We start from the raw sequence: 19,217 nt of genomic DNA, 5'->3' as shown, positions 1-19,217 counted from the left end.
ACCCGGTGAGCTCAGGGGATAAATGAAGAGGTCTCGCAGCATTCGTCGAATGGGAATCTTTGGCCTCGCAATTTGCCTGGTGCTCATCACGCGTCTGGCAGCAGGAGCGAATGCTTCCAGCAAGCATCATGGAGCGCAGCAATCCCAGCAATCCAGCTCCACAAAATCGCAAACTTCGTCGCAGGATCAGACTGAGAGCATCACCGAACGCACGCAGCGGCGAGGATCGCAACTTCTGATCCTGCAGACACAGGACGAAGCCGACGCCAAGACGCGCGGCTGCATGAGTTCGGGCTGCCACAATCCCATCGATAGCGCGACGATGCATGCTCCGGGAACGGTGCGCCTCGGATGCACCGATTGCCATGGCGGGGATGCCTCGGTGATGAACAGCGCGGCTAAGGATTCTGCGCAATACAACGATGCAAAAAACAGGGCCCACGTTCGCGCGCGATTTCGCGAAGACGAGCACTCCGCCGCGAATCCGGTGCGTTCCTATTTTGGGTCGCTTTGGTTGAAGGAAAGCGCTGAATGGGTGAAGTTTGTAAATCCCGGCGACAACCGCGTGTCCCAGGAGACCTGCGGGCGCTCCGGATGCCATTCCGAAGAAGTTCACCAGGTCCGCACCAGCATGATGACCCACGGAGCCATGCTCTGGGGCGCTGCGTTGTACAACAACGGCGGATATCCGTTAAAGAATCCGCGCTTCGGAGAGAGTTACTCGCGGGATGGCAAGCCGCAGCGGCTGATCACTTGGCCCCCACCGACTCCAGAAGAGACGAAGCAGAAGGGAGTCCTCCCGTACATCGATCCGCTGCAGCGTTGGGAGATCTCCCAGCCTGGGAATGTGCTGCGAGTGTTCGAGCGCGGTGGACGGGAAAAGGGCGAGATTGGGAATCCTGTTTCGGACGAGGATCCAGGACATCCCGACGTGAAGCTGTCCACGCGGGGATTTGGCACAGAGCTGCGCACCGATCCAGTTTTCCTTGGATTGCAAAAAACCCGGCTGCTTGATCCACTCCTGTCATTTCCCGGCACCAACGACCAGCCCGGTGATTATCGCCAGGGCGGGTGCAGCGGGTGTCACGTGGTCTATGCCAACGATCGCGACCCGATGCACTCCGGCAAGTATGCCCGTTACGGGAACCTCGGCATATCGCAGCAGTCGGATCCGACGATCTCGAAGAGCGAGACCGGGCATCCTCTGCAGCATGTCTTCACGCTCTCGATTCCGTCCAGCCAGTGCATGACTTGCCACGTTCATCCCGGCACGAACATGGTCACCACGTACTACGGCTACACATGGTGGGACAACGAGATCAACGCCGACAAAATGTATCCGCAGAAGCAACACGATCCATCGGCAACGGATGCATATCGAGCCCAGGTGCGCAATCCCGAAGGATCTGCCGATCGCGGTAAATGGCGCGACGTAAGCTTCCTGCAGCAAGTCGGCACGCCTGAGTTCAACAAGCAGCTCGATAAGACCCAGATGGCCGACTTCCACAGTCATGGCTGGATCTTCCGCGCGGTGTACAAGCATGACCGTAAGGGGAATCTGCTCGACGCAGACGGCAATGTTGTGGACTGGAAGGATCCGGAAAAGTTCAAGAAAGCCGTTCACCTCTCCGACATTCATCTCGATAAGGGAATGCAATGCGCCGATTGCCATTTCTCGCAGGATAACCATGGCAACGGCAAGCTCTATGGCGAGACGCGCAATGCGCTGGTCATCACCTGCGAAGCTTGCCATGGCGATCTTCGCTCCCGCGCAACCCTGGTCGCGAATGGTCCGGCAGCACCGGGTAACGGAATCAATCTTGCGATCAATACAACGCCATTCAAGGAGAAACAGTTTTATTGGCGCGGCGATCGTCTCTACCAGCGTTCGATCATGGAGGCAAATCAGGAATGGGAAGTCGTGCAGGTAATCGACACGATCACGCCTGGTCGTCCGCACTACAGCGAGAAGTCGCGGCTGGCAAAGACGATTCAGAAGGACGGCATTACCTGGGGAACCATCGCCGATCAAAACGATCTCACGAAGCTCGCGCACGCTTCCACCAAGATGAGCTGCCAGAGCTGTCACACGTCCTGGACCACAAGCTGCTTCGGATGCCACTTGTCGATGTCTGCCAATCAGCGCATGCCGATGCTGCACAACGAAGGGCTGCTCACGCGCAACTACACCGCCTACGATTTCATGGTGTTGCGGGATGACGTGTACATGCTCGGCATCGATGGCACGGTCACCGGTAATCGCGTTTCTCCGATTCGTTCAGCCTGTGCAGTTGTGGTGAGCTCGCAGAACGCTCAGCGCGACTGGCTCTACTACCAGCAGCAAACTGTTTCAGTAGAAGGCTTCAGCGGAGAGGCTTTCAGTCCCTACGTCCCGCACACTGTGCGCGCCAAAGAAACGAAAGAGTGCACGGACTGCCACGTCTCGCAGGAGAAAGATAACAATGCGTGGATGGCGCAGGTCCTGATTCAAGGCACAAACTTCCTCAACTTCATGGGACGCTACGTCTACGTCGCCGCGGGTGAGGAGGGGTTCAATGCCGTCAAGATCGCCGAGCACGAGGAGCCACCAGCGATCTACGGCAGTGACTTCCATAAGATTGCCTATCCCAAAAATTATGAGGAGTTCCAAAAGCACAAGCGGGAGCTGGATGCGGATGAGCATCCGGTGCGCGCAAAACTCGGCGGAGAAGAGGTGCTCGACATTCAACTACGCGGCGAGTACGCGTACGCAGCGCTGGGCAAGGGGGGATTCCGCTTCTACGACGTCGCCCAGATTGATAACAAGGATTTCTCGGAAAAGATCGTTACCGCTCCAGTTTCACCGTTCGGACAAAAGTTTTACGTGAAGAGCAAATATGCCACGGCAATCGCAACCCCGACTACGCTCGGAGTCGATCCGCTGCGGCGCCATGATCCACAAAATGAAGAGCAGCAGATCCACTTGATGTACGGCTTCCTTTACGGAACCGACAAGTATGAGGGGCTTGTAGTCCTCGGCAACAACCTGAAGGAGAAGAAGGACTTTGCCGGAGTGGGCACGCTGCTCGATGGCAATCCGGCGAATAATTTCGTTCGTCGGGCCGCTACGTTCAATCCTGACGGAAAGCTAAACGGAGCTCGCCGCATCACTATCGCCGGAGTCTACGCTTATATCCTGTGCGATCGAGGTCTTGAGGTTGTGAGCCTCGACGATCCGTTGCACCCGAAGATTACGGCTGAGATCGGTTCGCCTGTGCTGAACGAGCCAACCGGTGTGGCCGTTCAATTCCGCTATGCGTTTGTGACCGATAAGGAGGGCTTGAAAGTTTTTGACATCACGCATCTCGACCAGCCCAAATTGGTCGACGGCGCGAAGGTCCTCTTAGGTGATGCCCGTAACGTCTATCTGGCCCGCACATACGCTTATGTCGCGGACGGTAAGGATGGCATGGCGATTATCGATATCGAACGCCCAGAGCATCCAAAACTTGCGCAAATGTTCAATGCCAATGGCGAATTGAGGGATACGCGCGATGTAAAGACAGGAATGGTTAGCTCCAGCCAGTTTGCGTTCGTCGCGGATGGCGAAGCCGGCTTCAAAATCGTGCAGCTATTCTCGCCGGTCGATAACGATAAATTCTATGGATTCAGTCCACCGCCAACTCCGAAGCTTATCGCCAGATACAAGACCAAAGGACCGGCGCTCATCGTCTCAGAAGGCACTGACCGTGATCGCGGCGTCGATGAGAGCGGGAATCAGCTCTCAGTATTTGGACGTCGTGGCGCGCGGCCTTTCAATCAGCAGGAGATGCTGCGGATGTACATGCGGAACGGCGAGCTTTATACAGTGACGAATGCTCCTCCGGGGCGACCGGTGGATTCCCACACTCCACTCAAAGCGGTCGAGGAGCCAGACCAGCAAAAGAAGGGAAGCGGGGAGGACAAGTAGAGACGCAGCATGCTGCGTCTCCTCCGTGCTCGAATGTTTGAAGCGCATAGCATGCCTGGCTCACGCGGCATTGCTTAGGCATTCTACGTCTCTACTTAAGCGTTCGGATCGTAGAGAAGCGGAAAGAACTGTCCCTGAATCTTCTCTCCGGATGGAATGACCGGAACGCCCTGTAACAAAGGCTCGTTGCTCACTGATTTCACTCCATCTCGCATTACGTTGATTACAGTCGCTCGGCGTGAGCGAGTCGAGTGGTTTGCGAATGAGCCGTGAACGAGCCGCGGATGATGGAACGAGGCCTCACCTTTCTTTAACTCGACAGCCACTGGATTCGCGAATTGACTTCGCTGTTGCTGGCTTAACACTGCATTGATCGCATCCATGTCTCCAGCGAGCCCGGTAATCGGTAGATCTGGCCAGCGATGGCTTCCTGCGATGTACTGCAAACATCCATTCTCGCGAGTCGAGTCGTCGAGACCGATCCAGCAGGTTAGATGGGCGAGGGGCTTGGTGCGAGTCCAGTAAGAGTAATCCTGATGCCAGGCTACAACACCGCCGTGGTGCGCTGGCTTGCAGAAGAGTTGGTCATGCCAGAAGCGTATAGGCCCAGCGAGCAGTTGCGAGGCTGGCACCGTTAATCGTCGGCTCCAAAGCAGGTCATGAAAGCCGCGCGCGATGCGCCAGGCGCCTAAGGCGTGAAAGAGTACCTTGTTTGGATCGGAGGATTCGTTGGAATGGAATTCGTAGAACAGTTCGTACCCATCATGCGACGGATCGGCCAATTGAGCGAGTTCTCGCCGTAAGATCTCGACCTGGTCCTCGTCGAGGATTCGAATGCCGCTTACGTATCCATGCTCTTGAAAGAAGCGGATCTGGTCGCTGTTGAGTTTGAATTGCTCGGCGCCCTCGCGATCAGGAACCTGCAGCAGATCTCCGACAGGCCTATGGTCAAGGGATAGGTCCCGAATCGTCATGTCTCCCGCACTGTCGTGATCTCCTCAGCCGGATCACCCCCCGCGTAAGTCTGGGCAATGATCAGGCGGCGAGCTTCAACACGGAACTCCTTGAGCTGAGTACTGAACCAGATAGATCCCAGAATAGAGCAGGCGCCGCCGACCGCGACGGTAAATGGAGCTCCCATGTGTTCAGAGAGCGCGCCAGCCAGCAGCGCTCCTAATGGCGCCATGCCCATCATCATCATGGAATACGCAGACATGATGCGGCCGCGCAGGCGGTCGGGGACCATGGACTGGATAAGCGTATTCGTCGAGGCCATCTGCACCATCATGGACAGACCTATCGGAATCAAGAAAACTGCGGAAAGCCAAAACAGTCGCGAATAGGAAAACAGAATTAGAAAGCCTCCGAAGGAAGCTGAGGCCGCGGGAACCCATGCTCCCAGTCCTCTTAGGCTGGACTTGGTTGCCAGCGTGAGGGCGCCGATCAGCGCTCCCGTCCCGCTGAATCCCATCAGCATTCCCAATCCGCGGGCTCCGCTGTGCAAGACTTGATCCGCAAAAATCGGCATCAGCACTGCATACGGCATTCCTACGAGACTCACGATGCCAACCAGCAGCAACAGGGCAAAGATTGGCTTTGTTCGAAAGACCCAGAGGAAGCCTTCTTTGATGTCCTCCACAGCCGATGTTTCCTGGGGACGACGAGTCCACGGTGGAACTTTCATCATCAGAAGCCCGGCAAGCACGGCGACGTAGCTGACTGCATTAGCGAAGAAGCACCATCCTTCGCCGATACTGGCGACCAGGATGCCGGCAATCGCCGGGCCGATGACGCGGGCGCCGTTGAACATCGAGGAATTCAGTGCGATGGCGTTCATCAGGTCATCCCGACCCACCATTTCGACAATGAATGCCTGGCGCGCGGGAATATCGAAGGCGTTTACAAATCCAAGCAGAGCGGCGAGCACGAAGACCTGCCACACCTTTACTACTCCAAGCAAGGTGATTGCCGCCAGGATGAAGGCGAGGATCATAGACAGGGTTTGCGTAGCAATAATTACGCGATGCCGGTGGCGACGATCGACGACGGCGCCCCCAATAGGCGAGAGCAGGAAAATGGGTATTTGCGAGCAAAAGGAAACCGCGCCGAGCAGCAGCGATGATCCTGTCAGCCGGTAGATCAACCAAGCCTCAGCGACATTCTGCATCCACGTGCCGACCAGCGAAATCAGTTGACCAGCAAAGAAGAGCTGGAAATTACGATGGCGCAAAGAGCGGAAGGCGCCGGCAAATCGCGAAGGCAAACTTGTGGTCAGCGTAGCCACGTCTCGTTCGATGCTGCAGCTGGGACGAAAACCCCCCGTTGCTGGGAAATCCAGTACACTGCCGCAACTTCCATCATACCGACTGGGAAGGTCAGGAGGATGAATTGAGTCCAACTATCGCCTACTTCAAGGAGTTATATGCCTACAACACCTGGGCGAACGATCGTGCCTTCGATGCTGCCGAACCGCTACACGCAGACTTGTTGAAGCGGGACTTGGGCAATAGCTTCGGCTCACTGCACGACACATTCACGCATATTGTCGGGGCAGAGTGGATCTGGCTGGAGCGCTGGTTTGGGCGCTGGCCTCCGGCTTTGCTGCAGCCATCAGAATTCAGTGATCGTAAGGCGCTTCGTTCGAAGCTGAACCAAGTTCGCTTAGATCGCGAGAAGTGGATTTCCACTCTGCCGGAGAAGACCTTGGGCGCGGACATGCGCTATCGGAATCTACGGGGAGAGTTCTACAGTTATCCGCTATGGCAGCAGCTCGCGCATGTAGTCAATCACTCGACATACCATCGCGGGCAGGTCACTACGATGCTGCGGCAGCTCGGCGCGGCGGCGGTCTCGACTGATCTTCTGCTCTACTACGACGAGCACAACAAGCAGCGTTCCTGAGGCTGCACATTGGGAGCCGCGGCAATTTTCTGCACGTGTCGGTCCGAAATTTTCGTTTCGGAAGGTTGTGCGCGGAAACTATTTGTTACCTTTGTGTATCCAAAATTTTTGAAAAACTCTTGCGATTGGAGAAATGTTGTTTTATTTTCACATTCGGTATGCAGGAACACGACGAAAATGCGGATGACGTAAGCGCTTCGGATCGCGCGCGCCAGCGTGCGCAGAAGGCGCAAAAGCCGCACAGCAAAAAGAAGAAAGAGTAGCTCGGCAGAGATCACGCTCTTAGTGTTCCCGTAGCCGGCGCAGCGCTATCACATCCCTACTCAACGTATCAGGCAAGAGCTGACCAGTGCCTGAGGCGGTCAAGGTGCATCCACTGGCCGCATTACGCGCGCAATGGCGTCGATCAGGATGCGATTCTGGTCAGGCGTGCCGACTGTGATGCGCAGCGCATTGGGAATTCCCCAGGGCGTGAGGCTGCGGACAATGCAGCCCTCGTTTTGAATGCGAGCTGCGAGCTGGGTCGGATCTTCCGAAGTTTCCAGATAAAGAAAGTTAGCGGTGGTTGGCACTACTCGGAAGCCCAGTTCCTGAAGCCGCGGAGTCAGATACTCGACTCCCTCGCTGTTGCGTTCAACAGAAAGATGAATGTGCGTCTCGTCTTTCAATGCTGCGATCGCGCCGGCCTCGCCTGTGCTGGAGACCGAGAATGCCGTCCGCATCTGGGCGAAATAGCGCAGCATCTGCGGATCGCCGAGGCCATAACCAACGCGCAATCCAGCCAGTCCATGCGCCTTCGAGAAGGTCCGCAGTACGATGACGTTCTGCCGTCCTTTCCTCACCCATTCGATCGAGCGTGAGTAAACCTGATTCTTCTTGCGCGCGGAAAACTCTCCATAATCCGAATACGCCTCGTCCAGCGCGATCATTACATGCGACGGGATGCGCTCGATGAATCGATCAAGCTCGTCGGCGAAAAACATGGTTCCCGTCGGATTGTTCGGGTTCGCGATATACACGACCCGTGTATCCGGCGTGATCGCTTCGGCTATCGCATCGAGGTCGAAGCCATCGTCCCGGGTTGGAACCAAGATCAGCCGCCCCCCTGCCGCACACGTCACGATCGAATAGATGATGAACGAACACCTGCTGGTCACCGCATTCAGCCCTGCAGCCAGCAGCGTGCGGGCAAGGATGTCGATCAGGGCTGTCGAACCGTCAGTAACGAGAATCTGTTCCGGCTCGACGCCGTGATGCTCAGCGAGTACGAGGCGCAGGTGGTTGGCATCACTATCGGGATAAAAATTGATCGCAGTTGCTGCCTGCCGTATCGCGGCGATTGCCAGTGGAGATGGGCCGAAAGGATTCTCGTTGGACGCTAGCTTGATGCAGCGAATGCCACTTTCGCGTTCGGCCTGGCGCACCGGTTTGCCCGGCACATACTTCGACAGCGCTCGTATGTGAGCCGGTACAAAATCTTCGATCTTTTTCATCAATTCGCTTCAGGAGGGTCAAAAGAACTTGAGAGTGTATCAGGAACTTCGGCGACGGGGGCCGTTGTTTGGGCGCCTCTGACCACTTCTGCCATCAGGGCGCTTTGACCATTTCTTGCCCGCACTGCTTTGCCCGAATTGCGAGGACTTCGATCCTCGATTGAAGCCTCCTCGTGCGCTTTTGGAGCGCTCTGGAGTTCCAAAACCTTGACGCGCACCACCACGATCTTTGAATGACGGTCGATCAGCGAAAGAACCGCGATTATCGTGTGGCCGCTCAGAGAATTCTTGTGCGCGCTTGTCCCGTCGCGTTCGATCAGAGAACTGCCCTGGCCTTTCCCGGCGGCGATCCCCTTTGCCGCCGCCGAACTTCACCGCGCGCTCGCCTGCGTGCTGCGCACGCTCGTAGTCGCGCCGAGGGGCGCGAAAGGTTCGTCCACCGTCTTCGCGGTCTCTGCGTTTTTGCTCTTCGCTGAATCGGGGTTCGCGCTCACTGCGGCTCTCACGCGGGCGTTCTTCATCTCTCTGTCGAAATGGCCGCCGAGATGCTCCGCCATCTTGGCGCCTGAAACGTTGGTCATCGCGCTCGGATCGAGATGTCGTTTGTGGCTCCGTCGCGCGCTGCAACTGCGATACCTCTCTTGGCGTCAGAATTCGTGACTCACCTGGCGGCACATCCAGCTCGAGCGGTCCGTAGCGAACGCGACGGATTTTTTCCACGTGATGTCCGATCTCCTCGAACATCTTCCGGATTTGCCGATTACGTCCTTCGTGCAGCGTGACTTCGAGCCAGGGATTGTCCGCTTCTTTAATCACGCGAATCTGTGCCGCGGCGGTGCGTACGCGGCGCTTCGGATCGCGCTCCTCGGCGATAGAGACCCCAGAGCGGAGGCGGCGAAGCTGTTGCTCGTCCGGCTGGCCGGCAACCTTGACCAGGTAGGTCTTGGGAATGTGAGAGGCGGCCTTCATCAGCTTGTGCGCCAGCACTCCATCATTCGTGAGCAGCAGCAGGCCTTCGCTGTTGAAGTCGAGACGTCCGATGGGGTAAAGGCGAGCGTTGCTGTGCACGAGCTCCATTACCGTGGGCCGGCCCTCGGGATCCGATACAGTGGTTACGTATCCCTTGGGCTTGTTGAGGGCGACATACTCATGACCCTCGGCGCCTTTTAGAAGCTTGTCATTGACACGGATGGAATCCACCTGAGGATCGGCTTTGCTGCCGAGCTCTGTGATGGTAGTGCCATTGACGCTCACCAGGCCCGATTGGATCAGCTCCTCGGCTTTGCGTCGCGAGGCGATTCCGGCAGCGGCAATGATCTTCTGAAGGCGTTCGAGAGGCATGGTGTTTACCTACTGCATGGCCGAGATGCAGCATGCTGCGTCTCTACGACGCTGCTTTTGTATCCAAGTGCTCGTCTTGCGGCATCGAGGCTTGTTGCTGGTCTGTAATTTCGCTTACGGAAGAAGAAGAACCGTCGGCGCCATTCGTGTCGGCACGGCCTTCGACGAACAGATCGCTCTGCGCTGCCGAGGTCAGCTTCTCAAATTCTTCGATGCTCGGAAGTTCGTTGATGTCTTTCAGGCCGAAGCGTAATAGAAAGTCTTTCGTTGTTTTATACAGAATCGGACGCCCGATCACCTGCTTTCGACCGGCGGTTGTAATCAGCTTACGCGCAATCAAGTTCGCGAGCACTCCGCTGCAATCGACTCCGCGGATTTCACTGATCTCGGGCGCTGTGACCGGCTGCTTGTAGGCGATAACGGCGAGTGTCTCCAATGCCTGCAGCGAAAGTCGGATCGGCGGCTTCAGACTCTTGGCGAAGGAGCGCACCGCGTCATGATGCTCCGGTTTGGTCGACATCCGGTAACCGCCCGCAACCTGCCGGATCTCCATGCCGTGCTCAGACGAGTCGTATTCCTTCACCAGCTCGTCGAGGACTTCACGAACACGTCGGCGGCTGCGCTCGCGATGTTGCTTCGCTTCCTGCTTCGCGTCGGAGAGCGTCTCATCCGATTCTGTCGGATGGCCGTCGTTCTCGACTATTTGCATCGGCAGTGGAGCCTCGGAAGGTTGAGATCCGAGCTCTGCAGAAATCTCGTCTGCGACGACCGAGAGTATCTGCTCGAGTATGACCGGTTCTTCGGCAGCGTAAATAATGGCTTCGATTTTTGCTTTAAGGCTCATCGGTTACTCGTAAAGCATAGTAGAGGCGGCATCTGCGTCTCTACCATTCAGCATACGACGGCAAAAAAGTCGTTCATTTCCAGTCGTCCCGAACGGCCGCACCTTCACCCATCACGGCTTCGAAATTCTCGTGCTTCTTAATCAGTATCTCGCCAAACACCCTCTCCTGCCGCAGCAGGATCGCCTGCAAGCGCACGAGTTCCAGAATGGCAAGGAAGGTACACACGAGCGCGTTGCGTGATTGCATGGGCTGCAGCAGGCGTTTCAGACGCAGCGGCTTGTCTTCAAGCAGCAGCCGTCGGCGAAGATAGTCGATCATCTGCGAGACTGTGACAACGTCCTGATCAATCTGAATAATGGGACGCTCACGCACACGATCGAGAATCTGTTGGAAGGTTCGCACCAGGTCGACAACGTCGGCGGCCAGTTCCGGCTCGGCGCCTTCATCTTCTTTGAAGTCCTTCAGTGCGGGATTGCTCCAGACAGCTTCTTCAATCTGCTGCTTCTGCAGAAGCATCTGCGCCGCGCTTTTGAATTTCTCGTGTTCAAGCAGGCGCTCAACCAGCTCATTGCGCGGGTCCTCTTGCACTTCCGCAGGAGCGTCGGGATCATGCGGCAAAAGCATCTTTGACTTGATGTGAATGAGCAGGGCGGCCATGTAGATGAACTCCGCCGCTACGTCCACGTCGAGCTGCTTCAGATTTTCGACGTAGCCGAGATACTGCGCCGTGATCTTGGCGATGGGAATGTCGTAGATGTCGATATCCTGCTTACGAATCAGGTCGAGCAGCAAATCCAGCGGCCCCTCAAAAACGGTGCCGACACTCACGGCGAAAGGAAACTCGCTGGGTTCGCGGTTGATGATCGGCATCTCAGGCATGAGCTACTGTGCGGCTCCTTCGACTGGCTCTTCGTAATGCTTTGACATCCTCATCGCTGCGCGAACCTCTTCCATCGTTACTTCGGCTGCGCGGCTTGCCCGACTCGTTCCATCTTCCAGCACTTCCCATACTTCGCGTGGATTTTTCTCGTAGTGCCGGCGGCGCTCCTGCATCGGATTCAGCACTGATACGAGTGCATCCGCGGCCCATCCTTTGCATTCGATACAGCCAATGCCGGCACTGCGACATCCAGCGTATACCTTTTGCAGAGTATCTTTGCTGCTAAAAATTTTGTGCACATCGCCGACCGGGCAGACATCGGGATTGCCGGGATCACTGCGGCGCACTCGCGCCGGATCGGTGACCATCGTCTTCAGCTTCTGCCGAATCAGCGGCTCGGGATCACTCATCAGAATTGAGTTCCCATAGGACTTCGACATCTTGCGTCCATCGGTGCCGGGCAGCTTGGGTGAAGGCGTCAGCAGCGCCTGAGGCTCCGGAAAGACATACGTGCGCCTCGCATCGGGATCGCCCGACTTAACCACGCGCGGGTAAAAGCCGTTGAAGCGACGTGCAATTTCCCGCGTGATCTCGATGTGTGGGACCTGATCTTCGCCCACCGGCACGAAATGGGCTTGATAGATCATGATGTCCGCGGATTGCAGTAGCGGATAGCCGAGAAAGCCGTAGGTATTCAGGTCCTTCTCACGAATATTTTGCTGCTGCTCCTTATAAGTGGGAACGCGCTCCAGCCATCCAAGTGGAGTGATCATCGAGAGCAACAAATGCAACTCCGCATGCTGCGGCACATGCGATTGGATGAACATCGTGCACTTCTGCGGATCGAGTCCGGCTGCCAGGTAGTCGAGCATCACCTCAATCGAATTTTGCTTAATGAGTGAGGTGTCAGCGTAATCGCTGGTTAGTGCATGCCAGTCAGCGATGAAGAAAAAAGAATCGTAGTTTTCCTGCAGCTTCACCCAGTTCGCGAGGGCGCCCACATAGTTGCCGAGGTGCAGCTTTCCGGTGGAGCGCATGCCGCTCAGAATGCGCTGCTTTCGTCCGGAAATCGTCGAGTTCGGGGTGAGAGTAGAGGCTTGAGAAGAGGCCTGATCCATCAAAGTCTCATTAGATTATTTCTAAAGATGTCCATCGCAGGTCCGAGCAAAGGTCCGAGAAACGGCACTCTCAAGAGGACGAGTATCCACAAGATCGCGATTCCTGCCATGTCAAACATACGGCGCACTCCGTCCGGCAGGAAATGACGCAGGACATGACTGCCATCAAGTGGCGGCAAGGGAATCAGATTAAAAATGCCGAGAAGTACGTTAATGAATATTCCTTCGTATAGAAGCGCCGCGAATGGCGTGAGTATGGTGCCTGTGTTGAGCGATCCGCTCGCAACAATGTCGTGTACAACACGATGACCTGTGGGCGACGTCTTCGCGATAATTCCCAAAAAGAGAAAGCAGCCAACGGCAACGATGAAGTTGCTGATAGGACCAATGAGCGAAGTAAGAATGTCATCCCGCACAAGATGCTTGAAGTTCCGTGTGTCAACCGGCGTAGGTTTTGCCCATCCCAGGAGCGGAGCTCCAGTGATTGCCGCGATCAGCGGAAGCAGAATCGTGCCAAAAAGGTCGATGTGTCTGATGGGATTCAGGCTAATGCGACCAAGCATTCGCGCCGTAGGATCGCCCAGTCGATTTGCCATCCATGCGTGTGCTGATTCGTGCACGCTGATGGCAAAAAGGAAGACGATGATGTCGAAAACGACAATGACAGCATGCAAATTCATGCGGAAAGTCGATGGTAACAGGGAATAGGGGAGAGGTTACAGGGGAGGGAACAGGGAAAAAGGAGGGTGGATCAGCGTTGTCCCGACCGCTGTACCCTGTCTCCTCTTGCCTCTGGGGCGATTGTCTTCACTTTAACGGTCTTGGCTGGAATTCCTGCCACCACGTTATACGGCTCAACATCTTTGGTGGCGACTCCCATCGAGCCAACGATTCCTTGCTCGCCAACGGTGACTCCGCTGAGCACGGTTGCGTGATAGGTCACGCGAGCGCGTGGACCGATAACCGTCTTATGGTTGCTCACTATCATTGAGTCGTTCAAATCGTGCGCATGCGAGTAAACATTTGCGTAATCGGAGATGGAGCTTCCCTCGCGAACGATGAGCTCGCCGCGGTCGTCGAGGAGAACATATTTGTGGATGACGCAGTTGTCCTCGATCGTGAGGTTGTAGCCGAACGAAACTTCAATTCCGTGAAAGAGCTTCACATTCTTGCCAAGCGACTTGAACACGTGTTTGGCGACCATGTAGCGCATGCGATATCCCAGCCAGTGATTGAGGCCTAGCGGAGAGCGATCGAACATCATCCAGAACCAGATGAGGGGCTTGCGCGGCGCGTATCGAAGGGGATCGACGTCGCCGTAATACTCAGGCTCGAGTGTGGCATTCCGCGGGTCGAATGAGTGCGTCAAAGCTCGCGCTGAGAGTTGGGAAGTGACCGAAGCGTTGTCGTACTCTTCATTCTCATCTTCCGGTACATAGGGACGACCTAGATAGATCTGGTGGAGCGCGTCGCGCACGACCACGCTGCGATGAGCCGGATCGGGATTGGAGAATTCCTTGTCGAGATGATCGATCCAGGCGAGAAAACTCTTCTCGGCGTCAGGATGGAGCGTGCGGTATTCGTAGCGCGGCATGGTGAAGGTGAGCTTCGAGTTCTGATTCTATAGGAGGAAGCGGTGTCTCTTAGGCCCACTTACTCGAAGTAAACTCGACCAGCTTTACCAGCTTCTCGCGAGCTGCTCCGGAGTCGAGTGACTCCGCAACCATCGGCATTGCTTCCGACATGGAATCGGCCCGCCCTGCAACGACCAACGCTGCGGCGGCGTTGAGCAATACCACATCACGCCGCGGAGATTTCTCTCCGTCTACAATGCGGCGGATGATCTCAGCATTTGCCTTCGTGTCGCCACCCTGTATCTCTGAGATGGGAGCAGTGCGCAATCCGAACTCTTCGGGCGAGACATCGTAATGCCGGATCTGGCCATTTCTGACTTCGGCGATATGGGTTAGGCCGGTGATGGTGATCTCGTCCAAGCCATCGCTGCCATGAACAACCAGCGCGCGATGCAGTCCCAACATCTGCAGCGCTTGTGCGAGTTTCCCTACAAGTGACGCAGAGTAGACTCCAACCACCTGAGCCGACGCGTGCGCCGGATTGCATAGCGGACCTAGTAGATTGAATACCGTCCGCAGCCGCAGTTCACGTCGGGCCGGCTGTACATACTTCATTGCCGAATGCATCGATGGCGCAAACAGGAAAGCTATGCCGACCGTTTCCAGGCACTCGGCAACGCGCGCCGGTGGCAACGTAATGTTGATTCCCAGAGCCTCAACTACATCCGCCGACCCACACTTGGACGTGACGCTGCGGTTGCCGTGCTTGGCAACGCGAACGCCGGCGCCAGCCACGGTCAGCGCCGTCGCAGTCGAGATATTGAAGGTCCCGCTGGCATCACCGCCTGTACCGCAGGTGTCGACGAGAGCGTCACGCTCAGTCCCACTGACATCGAGGGCAAAATTGTGGACCTTCAGCGGAGCCGCTGCTTTGCGGATCGCCTCCGCGAAGCCGACGATCTCCTCCACGGTCTCGCCCTTCATATGAAGCGCGACCAAGAGCGCCGCGATCTGCGCGTCTGTAGCCCCTCCGCTGAGAATCTCCGACATAACCTCGCGCGCCGCGTCGCGCGAGAGCGATTCGCGGTGGTTCGCGACCTGATGTAGGGCCTCAAGGATCATGCGGAGTAACTACAAGCTAAATCAGAGGTGAAAGGTGTATCAACCGAAGGCATACAGAAGGGCCGTCGGTGATCGGCAGTCGGCGATCGGCCAGTACGGAGGATAGTGAGCGCACTGAAGCTAACCGGCCGAAAGCTGACAGCTGAGAGCCGACAGCCTGCCTTCCTTGAGTTAAACTCGGAGCAATGCGGGTCCTCGGCATCGATTGCGGCACTGAATACACGGGCTACGGAATCGTGGAGCAGCATGCCGATGGGCGCCTCGCTTTTGTGATGGCCGGAGCGATTCGGCTCTCAAGACGCGAGTCAATGGCAAAGCGTCTGTCGACGGTGTTTACAGAGCTTTCGCATCTGATCTTTTCGACCTCTCCGCAGATGGTCGCGATCGAAGAGGTGTTCTACTCAGTGAATGCCAAGTCGGCGCTGAAACTGGGGCAGGTTCGGGGGGTTGCTATGCTTGCCGCTTCCTCAGCGGGGCTCGAAGTCGCAGAATATTCACCGCTATCGATCAAGTCTGCTGTCGTGGGATATGGCAAAGCCGAAAAGATTCAGGTCCAGCATATGGTCGCACACTTATTAAACCTTCCCGAACTGCCGCGCCCTGCCGATGCTGCGGATGCCCTCGCGATTGCTATATGCCATCTGCACACACATGCGACGCTGAAGCGCTACGAGGTGGCAAGTCGCGGATGAGCGTTCTTCGGCGGTTTGCCGGGTATTCCGTGATCTGTCTCATTGCTAGCCAACTGCAGGCGCAGCAACAGGATGCAGCAGTCATATTCAACTTTTCATGGAAATACGGGAAGCCTTCCGACTACATCGTGACTGTCCACCGCGGCGGTCAGGTGGATTACGTTTCCGATGACCATTCATTGAGCCAGACTCAAGAACGGAATCAGCCAGTAGAGAGCAACGTTGAGCAGTCGGTCCAGGCCGCCGATGCGGCGTCGCAGGACCGCTTTACGAAGCAGTTCCAGGCGACGGACGCGATACGAGAGAAGATTTTTGTCTTGGCGGAGCAGGTCAAGTTTTTTGACGGGCAGTTTGATTTCACTGCGCATCCGATTGCTCAAACGGGGAGCAAGACGCTGAGCTTCCAAGACGCTAGCCGTCATACCTCGACCACCTACAACTACTCTGAGAATCCATCTATCCAGCAGCTTACGGAGATCTTTCAAGGCATTTCTCTAACCATCGAGAGCGGCCGCAAACTGGACTTTGACCGTCGCTTCGACAAGCTATCTCTCGATCAGGATCTCAAGGCCATGGACGCTCTCTCCAAGGATGGACACCTTTACGAAGTCCAGGCGATTGCGCCAATGCTGCAACGGATCGCGGCGGATCGCACGGTCCTGCACATCGCTCAGCAAGCCGCACAGCGAATTCTAGGCCGGGCTGGCCTGGCAGCTGCTCCCAACCCAGTTCAATAACTCGCAACGCTGGCCTTCAGAAAGTGTTCTAATATATTGAGCTACTTAGGGAGCCCGGTATGTCCAGTTTGGCATTAGGCTCGTCCCGCTGCGTTCGCGTCTTTCCTGCCTTCCTCATTTTTCTCTGTCTAAGTCTGGCTGTACCGCTGCTAGCGGATTCGCATGCGCGCATCGTGCGCTTGAGCTATGTCGATGGCGACGTGGAGCTCGACAAAGGCGACGGCCGCGGGTTCAATACCGCGTACATGAACATGCCCGTCTCACACGGATGGAAACTATGGGCACGCGACGGTCAAGCCGAAGCCGAGTTCGAGGATGGCAGCTCCATTCGACTCACGCCCGATACACTCATCGTGTTTTCGGATTTGAGCTTGGATTCCAATGGTGGGCGCAATACTTCGGTGGAGCTACAGCACGGAACCGCCTATCTTGATATGCGTCATCGCGATCAAGACAGGTTCCAGCTCACTGCCGGACGCGATCGAATTGATCTGTTGAAAGCAGCGCACTTCCGCATTTCTGCGGACCAGCATGAGGTTGAATTAGCGGTGCTCGGTGGCGAGGTGCAGGTTTCTAACGGAACGGCGGCTGAAGTCGCAGTGCGAAAGGGAGAGACAATTCGTCTCGATGACGATGATCCCAGCCGTTATTATCTCGCCAGGAATATCGACGTAGAGAACTACGACAATTGGGACGGCGAGCGGGTCAAGAATCATGACGACGTAGTTTCGAGCACGGCTCTTACAGGTACCAACAACAGCCTTGTCTATGGGCTTTCCGATTTAAGTTCTTACGGCGACTACTTCTATGTTCCCGGATACGGCTACATGTGGCGTCCAGCGTCTGCGTCATTGGGTTGGGATCCCTTTGCCGACGGCTACTGGATGTCTTATCCCGGCTCGGGATATTTGTTCGTTTCGAGTTATCCGTGGGGTTGGGCTCCGTATCGATATGGGTCATGGCAGTTCGTGAATGGCCGGGGATGGTGCTGGGCTCCTGGAAATCACTGGAACTCCTGGCACACGGTGCCTCCCGTGCATAATCGCCCGCCGAACTACCATCATCCCGAGGCTCCGCATCACGGTCCACCAGTAATTGCTGTCAATGGCGGAACGCAGATGCCAGTGCCACGCAGAGTCGTGATCGACAATGACGCATTAGAGCACCGTTGGCCTCACGCAGTGAAAGAGACGGATGCCAGCAGGCAGGTGCTGCGCCAAGCCCAATCGCAGACGACGGTTCCGGCATCTGGCTTCACCTCGGGTACCTCCGCACCGGCAGGAACGATCGTAGGCACGTTCCCGACGACCACAGTTGCGGGCTCTGGGCGAGTGAATCAGACGAATGACGCGCTGCGTCGCTCGGACGCTCTGCGGAATGAGCGCATGGAACGAGATCACCGCAACTTTGAACTAAATCGTTCCCGGCAGGCCATGCAAGTTCCCTCAGCGGGACGGCAGCCCGCTGGCCATTCGTCACCGATGCATTCTGAGAATCATCCGAGTCCGTCAATGAGTCCCAGAATGGAATCCCCGCGAACTCCGAGCATGCGTATGGAGTCGCGGCCTATGGGAGCTTCAGGGTCCATGGGTTCGTCGCGCTCAGCGTCCCCATCGTCTGGTGGCGGATCGATGTCACATGGATCGAGTGGAGGCGGTGGCGGCGGACACTCGGGCGGCAATCACCGATGATTTCCTATAGGCGCAGTGCCTAAGGCATAGTGGATCTTCGCTAGCTCACTCAAGCTCAGGGCTTCGGCACGAGCGTTGGGGTCAGCCGCAGCTTCTTGGATTGCCTCGCGGATCTCCTTGCCTCCATACCGAGTGCGCAAGTTGTTAAAGAGAGTCTTACGCTTGTGCGCGAATGCCAATTTGCAAAAATTGAGGAATTCCCGGGCATCAACTCCCAATTCGGCAATCTTCGGTGAAATCCGAAAGCGGAGCACGCTCGAATACACCTTTGGGGGTGGAGAGAACGCTCCGGGCGGCAATGTAAAGAGCTGCTCCACATCCGCAAAAAGATTCGCCGTTACCGTCAGCAACCCATAATCGCGAGTGCCTGGTTCAGCGGCGAGCCGATCCGCTACCTCCTTTTGCACCATAAGTACGATTGTTTCAATCCACGTGTATTGCCCAAAGAGACGCAAGACAATGTCTGAAGTGATGTAGTACGGAATGTTTCCGACAACCTTGGCGCGTTGATCTTGACCACCACGCGAGAGCAACAGTTCTTCGAGTGGCACCTTCAGGAAGTCCGCTTCCACGATCTCCACATTCTTCGCACTCGCGAAGGCGACGCGCAAGCGCTGGGCCAGCATCGAATCGAATTCAATTGCGAAAAGATGGCGGGCACGCTCGGCGAGCAGATGGGTAAGAGCGCCGCGTCCTGGCCCGATCTCCACCACGTTAGACTGCCGCGAGTCGCCTAAGGCATCAACGATGCGTCGTGCTGCGTTTGCGTCTACCAGGAAATTTTGCCCGAGCTTCGGCTTGCCTACCGGAGACATCTTGTGTCGTGCAGCGTTGACCTGTTTTTGTGCGGACATTAGACTCGACGTTTTGCCTT

The 19,217-nt window shown here is 56.4% G+C and carries 16 protein-coding genes; 5 read left to right on the top strand and 11 right to left on the bottom strand.

Features of this window, described 5'->3' with window-relative positions:
- Nucleotides 1-22: 22 nt before the first annotated feature.
- Entirely contained in the window at nucleotides 23-3,949 is a 3,927-nt protein-coding gene (locus tag DMG62_13240; GenBank protein ID PYY22427.1) for a hypothetical protein, read from the top strand.
- Between the two features lie 95 nt (nucleotides 3,950-4,044).
- On the opposite strand, the gene DMG62_13235 is transcribed toward DMG62_13240, so the two are convergent.
- Both DMG62_13235 and DMG62_13230 read right to left on the bottom strand, forming a co-directional pair.
- Complete coding sequence (locus DMG62_13235; protein PYY22426.1) at nucleotides 4,045-4,923, bottom strand: phytanoyl-CoA dioxygenase family protein; 879 nt, start codon at nucleotides 4,921-4,923, stop codon at nucleotides 4,045-4,047.
- Complete coding sequence (locus DMG62_13230) at nucleotides 4,920-6,233, bottom strand: MFS transporter (protein ID PYY22425.1); 1,314 nt, start codon at nucleotides 6,231-6,233, stop codon at nucleotides 4,920-4,922. Before DMG62_13230 ends, DMG62_13235 begins: the two co-directional genes overlap by 4 nt.
- A gap of 38 nt (nucleotides 6,234-6,271) precedes the next feature.
- Here DMG62_13230 and DMG62_13225 point away from each other — a divergent pair, with 38 nt between their 5' ends.
- Nucleotides 6,272-6,850 carry a damage-inducible protein DinB gene (locus DMG62_13225; GenBank protein PYY22424.1) on the top strand — a complete coding sequence of 193 codons (579 nt, stop codon included), beginning with the start codon at nucleotides 6,272-6,274 and terminating at the stop codon, nucleotides 6,848-6,850.
- Nucleotides 6,851-7,212: 362 nt separating this feature from the next.
- Here DMG62_13225 and DMG62_13220 read toward each other — a convergent pair whose 3' ends face one another.
- The 8 genes from DMG62_13220 to trpD form a co-directional block, all read right to left on the bottom strand.
- Entirely contained in the window at nucleotides 7,213-8,343 is a 1,131-nt protein-coding gene (locus DMG62_13220; protein ID PYY22423.1) for a histidinol-phosphate transaminase, read from the bottom strand.
- A 39-nt stretch (nucleotides 8,344-8,382) separates the two neighbouring features.
- Nucleotides 8,383-9,684 (bottom strand): hypothetical protein, encoded by a 1,302-nt coding sequence (locus tag DMG62_13215; protein ID PYY22422.1) that lies wholly within the window; start codon nucleotides 9,682-9,684, stop codon nucleotides 8,383-8,385.
- Nucleotides 9,685-9,727: 43 nt separating this feature from the next.
- Nucleotides 9,728-10,528 (bottom strand): SMC-Scp complex subunit ScpB, encoded by an 801-nt coding sequence (gene scpB / locus DMG62_13210; GenBank protein ID PYY22421.1) that lies wholly within the window; start codon nucleotides 10,526-10,528, stop codon nucleotides 9,728-9,730.
- A 73-nt stretch (nucleotides 10,529-10,601) separates the two neighbouring features.
- Nucleotides 10,602-11,408 carry a chromosome segregation protein ScpA gene (locus DMG62_13205; protein ID PYY22420.1) on the bottom strand — a complete coding sequence of 269 codons (807 nt, stop codon included), beginning with the start codon at nucleotides 11,406-11,408 and terminating at the stop codon, nucleotides 10,602-10,604.
- A 3-nt stretch (nucleotides 11,409-11,411) separates the two neighbouring features.
- Nucleotides 11,412-12,527: a tryptophan--tRNA ligase gene (gene trpS, locus DMG62_13200; GenBank protein ID PYY22419.1), complete on the bottom strand. Its 1,116-nt coding sequence runs from the start codon at nucleotides 12,525-12,527 to the stop codon at nucleotides 11,412-11,414.
- Nucleotides 12,527-13,207: a site-2 protease family protein gene (locus DMG62_13195; protein ID PYY22418.1), complete on the bottom strand. Its 681-nt coding sequence runs from the start codon at nucleotides 13,205-13,207 to the stop codon at nucleotides 12,527-12,529. The genes trpS and DMG62_13195 overlap by 1 nt, the downstream gene beginning before the upstream one ends.
- A 71-nt stretch (nucleotides 13,208-13,278) precedes the next feature.
- Nucleotides 13,279-14,121 (bottom strand): acyltransferase, encoded by an 843-nt coding sequence (locus tag DMG62_13190; GenBank protein ID PYY22417.1) that lies wholly within the window; start codon nucleotides 14,119-14,121, stop codon nucleotides 13,279-13,281.
- 49 nt (nucleotides 14,122-14,170) lie between these two features.
- Complete coding sequence (gene trpD, locus DMG62_13185; GenBank protein ID PYY22416.1) at nucleotides 14,171-15,223, bottom strand: anthranilate phosphoribosyltransferase; 1,053 nt, start codon at nucleotides 15,221-15,223, stop codon at nucleotides 14,171-14,173.
- Nucleotides 15,224-15,408: 185 nt separating this feature from the next.
- Between trpD and DMG62_13180 the strand changes: the two genes are divergently transcribed.
- Genes DMG62_13180 through DMG62_13170 form a run of 3 tightly spaced genes read left to right on the top strand, consistent with a single transcriptional unit; the run spans nucleotide 15,409 to nucleotide 18,343 of the window.
- Nucleotides 15,409-15,915, top strand: coding sequence for a crossover junction endodeoxyribonuclease RuvC (locus DMG62_13180; protein PYY22415.1), 507 nt, complete (start codon nucleotides 15,409-15,411; stop codon nucleotides 15,913-15,915).
- A complete protein-coding gene (locus tag DMG62_13175) occupies nucleotides 15,912-16,652 on the top strand; it encodes a hypothetical protein (protein PYY22414.1) in 741 nt (246 codons plus the stop codon). The genes DMG62_13180 and DMG62_13175 overlap by 4 nt, the downstream gene beginning before the upstream one ends.
- A gap of 59 nt (nucleotides 16,653-16,711) precedes the next feature.
- Nucleotides 16,712-18,343 carry a hypothetical protein gene (locus DMG62_13170; protein ID PYY22413.1) on the top strand — a complete coding sequence of 544 codons (1,632 nt, stop codon included), beginning with the start codon at nucleotides 16,712-16,714 and terminating at the stop codon, nucleotides 18,341-18,343.
- On the opposite strand, the gene rsmA is transcribed toward DMG62_13170, so the two are convergent.
- Nucleotides 18,334-19,158, bottom strand: a complete 825-nt coding sequence (rsmA, locus tag DMG62_13165) for a ribosomal RNA small subunit methyltransferase A (GenBank protein PYY22484.1) — start codon at nucleotides 19,156-19,158, stop codon at nucleotides 18,334-18,336. The two genes, DMG62_13170 and rsmA, sit on opposite strands and share 10 nt — an antisense overlap.
- Nucleotides 19,159-19,217 lie beyond the last annotated feature (59 nt).

The organism is Acidobacteriota bacterium (assembly GCA_003225175.1).
Taxonomy (GTDB): domain Bacteria; phylum Acidobacteriota; class Terriglobia; order Terriglobales; family Acidobacteriaceae; genus Gp1-AA112.
This window is presented reverse-complemented; position numbering and strand designations above follow the sequence as displayed.

Coding starts and splice junctions, on each gene's coding strand:
- DMG62_13175 (PYY22414.1), top strand. CDS start 15,912: ATGAGCGTTCTTCGGCGGTTTGCCGGGTATTCCGTGATCTGTCTCATT.
- DMG62_13190 (PYY22417.1), bottom strand. CDS start 14,121: ATGCCGCGCTACGAATACCGCACGCTCCATCCTGACGCCGAGAAGAGT.
- DMG62_13170 (PYY22413.1), top strand. CDS start 16,712: ATGTCCAGTTTGGCATTAGGCTCGTCCCGCTGCGTTCGCGTCTTTCCT.
- DMG62_13235 (PYY22426.1), bottom strand. CDS start 4,923: ATGACGATTCGGGACCTATCCCTTGACCATAGGCCTGTCGGAGATCTG.
- DMG62_13195 (PYY22418.1), bottom strand. CDS start 13,207: ATGAATTTGCATGCTGTCATTGTCGTTTTCGACATCATCGTCTTCCTT.
- DMG62_13215 (PYY22422.1), bottom strand. CDS start 9,684: ATGCCTCTCGAACGCCTTCAGAAGATCATTGCCGCTGCCGGAATCGCC.
- trpD (PYY22416.1), bottom strand. CDS start 15,223: ATGATCCTTGAGGCCCTACATCAGGTCGCGAACCACCGCGAATCGCTC.
- trpS (PYY22419.1), bottom strand. CDS start 12,527: ATGGATCAGGCCTCTTCTCAAGCCTCTACTCTCACCCCGAACTCGACG.
- scpB (PYY22421.1), bottom strand. CDS start 10,528: ATGAGCCTTAAAGCAAAAATCGAAGCCATTATTTACGCTGCCGAAGAA.
- DMG62_13180 (PYY22415.1), top strand. CDS start 15,409: ATGCGGGTCCTCGGCATCGATTGCGGCACTGAATACACGGGCTACGGA.
- DMG62_13240 (PYY22427.1), top strand. CDS start 23: ATGAAGAGGTCTCGCAGCATTCGTCGAATGGGAATCTTTGGCCTCGCA.
- DMG62_13220 (PYY22423.1), bottom strand. CDS start 8,343: ATGAAAAAGATCGAAGATTTTGTACCGGCTCACATACGAGCGCTGTCG.
- rsmA (PYY22484.1), bottom strand. CDS start 19,158: ATGTCTCCGGTAGGCAAGCCGAAGCTCGGGCAAAATTTCCTGGTAGAC.
- DMG62_13205 (PYY22420.1), bottom strand. CDS start 11,408: ATGCCTGAGATGCCGATCATCAACCGCGAACCCAGCGAGTTTCCTTTC.